This is a genomic window from Saccharomonospora iraqiensis subsp. paurometabolica YIM 90007, assembly GCF_000231035.2.
Lineage (GTDB): Bacteria > Actinomycetota > Actinomycetes > Mycobacteriales > Pseudonocardiaceae > Saccharomonospora > Saccharomonospora paurometabolica.
Genome location: NZ_KI912244.1, coordinates 89,061 through 90,765, shown reverse-complemented (window position 1 = coordinate 90,765; position 1,705 = coordinate 89,061). Strand labels below are relative to the sequence as shown.

The window sequence follows — 1,705 nt, the reverse complement described above, 5'->3', positions numbered from 1 at the left end:
GGTTGGCCGGGTGCAGCCGCGCCCATTCGACGGCCACGCTGCCCGACCCGGCGCCCACGTCCCACAGCAGCTCGCCCGGCCGGGGTGCGAGCGCGGCGAGCACGGTGGCCCGCACGGTGGACTTGGTGAGCTGCCCGTCGTGGTCGAACACGTCGTCCGGCAGTCCCGGCGTCAGCGGCAGCGGTTGCGGCCCCCGGCACGCCACGGCGAGGACGTTCAGCGCCGCCCCCGGCGGGTGCGGCCAGTCGTGCGCGGTGCCGTCGAGGCGGCGCTCGTCGGCGGTGCCCAGGTTCTCCCACACGGTGAGTTCGCTCTCCCCGAATCCGTGCCGGGTCAGCAGCTGGGCCACCGCGGGTGGGGTGTCCGCGTCCGCGCTGAGCACGAGCAGCCTGCGGCCCTCGCCCGCGGTGCGCAGCACCGGGTGCGTGTCGGCACCGGTGGTGCGCACCACGTCGGTGTCCTCGGCCGACCAGCCCATCCGGGCGCGTGCCAGCGCCACCGACGACACCGACGGCAGGATGCGCACCCGTTCGGCACCGAACCGGCGTACCAGGGTGCTGCCGATCCCGGCCAGCAGCGGGTCACCGCTGGCGAGCACGCCGATCCGGCCGCCCTTGTGCGCCGTGATCAGCTCGTCCAGCGCGGGCAGTAGTGGGCTGGGCCAGGCCACCTTGCGGTAGCCGCCGTCGGGCACCAGATCGAGCTGGCGGCGCCCGCCCAGCAGCACGTCGCAGGCCGTGATCTCGGCCCGCGCCTGCTCGGGAAGTCCGGACCAGCCGTCCGCTGCGATCCCCACCACGACAATCGTCACGGTCGGCCACCCTAGAGCAGATGTGTGCGAGGATCGGGACGCGGTCGTCGTGGAACCCGGCGCGAATCCGGGACGGTCCCGCCACTGTGACCAGCCGAAACGGCTGGGAGTCAGAGCTTCGACGGCCGCCTGAGGACCTGCTGGAACGTGGGCGAGGACACCCACGCGGGCGTTGGGAGATGTGTGCGGCCCTATCCGTTCACCGCCGTGGTCGGTATGCCCGACCTGCGGCTGGCGCTGATTCTTTCCTCCGTGTCCCCCGCCGTCGGCGGAGTGCTGGTGCGCGGCGAGAAGGGCACCGCGAAGTCGACGATGGTGCGGGCCCTGGCCGGGCTACTGCCGGACGTCGACGTCGTGCGCGGCTGCCGGTTCTCGTGTGATCCGCACGACCCCGACCCGGCGTGCCCGGACGGCCCGCACCCGGCGGGCGCGGACGCGGACACCCGGCCCGCGCGGCTGGTGGAGATGCCGGTCGGCGCGGCCGAGGATCGCGTGGTCGGTTCCCTGGATTTGGAACGCGCGCTGCGCGACGGCAGCACCGATTTCCAGCCGGGGCTGCTCGCCGCCGCGCACCGCGGACTGCTCTATGTGGACGAAGTGAACCTGCTGGCCGACCACCTGGTGGACACCCTGCTGGACGCCGCCGCGATGGGCCGGGTCACGGTGGAACGGGAGGGCGTGTCGGTCACCCACGCGGCGCGGTTCGTGCTGATCGGCACGATGAACCCCGAGGAGGGCGAGCTCCGCCCGCAGCTGCTCGACCGGTTCGGCCTCACCGTGGACGTCGCGGCCAGCCGCGAGCCGGGCGAGCGCGCCGAGGTGGTGCGCCGACGCCTGGTCCACGAGGCCGACCCGGACGGCTTCGCCGACCGGTTCGCCGACAGCGAGGCCGCG

2 protein-coding genes and 1 riboswitch are annotated in these 1,705 nt (G+C 74.1%); of the genes, one reads left to right on the top strand and one right to left on the bottom strand.

Annotated features, from left to right (window positions below):
* Positions 1–811 (bottom strand): precorrin-6y C5,15-methyltransferase (decarboxylating) subunit CbiE (gene cbiE, locus SACPADRAFT_RS0213900; RefSeq protein WP_007027524.1); only part of this gene is annotated, 811 nt, incomplete at its 3' end.
* A 40-nt stretch (positions 812–851) separates the two neighbouring features.
* Positions 852–940: riboswitch (adenosylcobalamin (AdoCbl) riboswitch) on the top strand.
* A 54-nt stretch (positions 941–994) separates the two neighbouring features.
* Here cbiE and SACPADRAFT_RS0213895 point away from each other — a divergent pair.
* On the top strand, positions 995–1,705 hold a 711-nt coding region (locus SACPADRAFT_RS0213895), incomplete at its 3' end, for a magnesium chelatase ATPase subunit I (RefSeq protein WP_028662451.1).